A 727-nucleotide genomic window follows, 5' to 3' on the forward strand; every position below is an offset into this window, starting at 1 on the left:
TCGTGCGGTGTCAGAAATGACCATTAAGGGAGTAGCGACAAACCAACAATTCCAATACGACCTACTATTTGATGAGGCCTTTGTAAAAGGTAATTATACCAATGATTACCTGGAAGCCAACTTCTTACCTGAATGGGTGAAGAGTCATCAAGCATAAATTAGTACGAAAGAAAGTAGATGAATTATGGCATTAAAACGCAGAAAAGCATATATTCCTATGCCAGAGGAAGATCAAGTAAAATCGAGCTTGCCTACAGATCCAAATAACCAAGCCTTCGTGCCAGATGGTATGTGGCAAAAGTGTCCGCAATGTCACCAAACGATTCTAACGGATGACTTGGGTGCTGAGAAAATCTGTCCGCATTGCCAATACCACTTTAGAATTTCATCTAGTGAGCGGTTAGCAAACGTCGTGGACAAAGGGACTTTTGTTGAAATGTTCCAACTAAAGGATAACCGCAATGAAGATCCTCTTGGTTTTCCAAAGTATCTGGAAAAGAAAGAAAAAGCACGCGCTACAACTGGTTTAGACGAAGCTGTAGTAACTGGTGTGGGCGAAATCTTCGGCTATCGAACTGCCATTGGTGTGATGGACTCATTTTTCATGATGGGATCTATGGGTACTGGTTTAGGTGAAAAAATTAAAAACTTGTTCAACTATGCAACTGAACACCAGTTACCAGTCGTCCTATTTACCGCTTCTGGTGGTGCCCGGATGCAAGAAGGG

The 727-nt window shown here is 42.1% G+C and carries 1 protein-coding gene; it reads left to right on the forward strand.

Translation table 11 applies throughout. From position 1 onward, the window contains the following. Positions 1–184: 184 nt before the first annotated feature. Positions 185–727: carboxyl transferase domain-containing protein (locus tag ACRCJ0_RS17430; RefSeq protein WP_431391413.1), on the forward strand; the 543-nt coding region annotated here is incomplete at its 3' end.

The organism is Aerococcus sp. L_32, assembly GCF_050689315.1.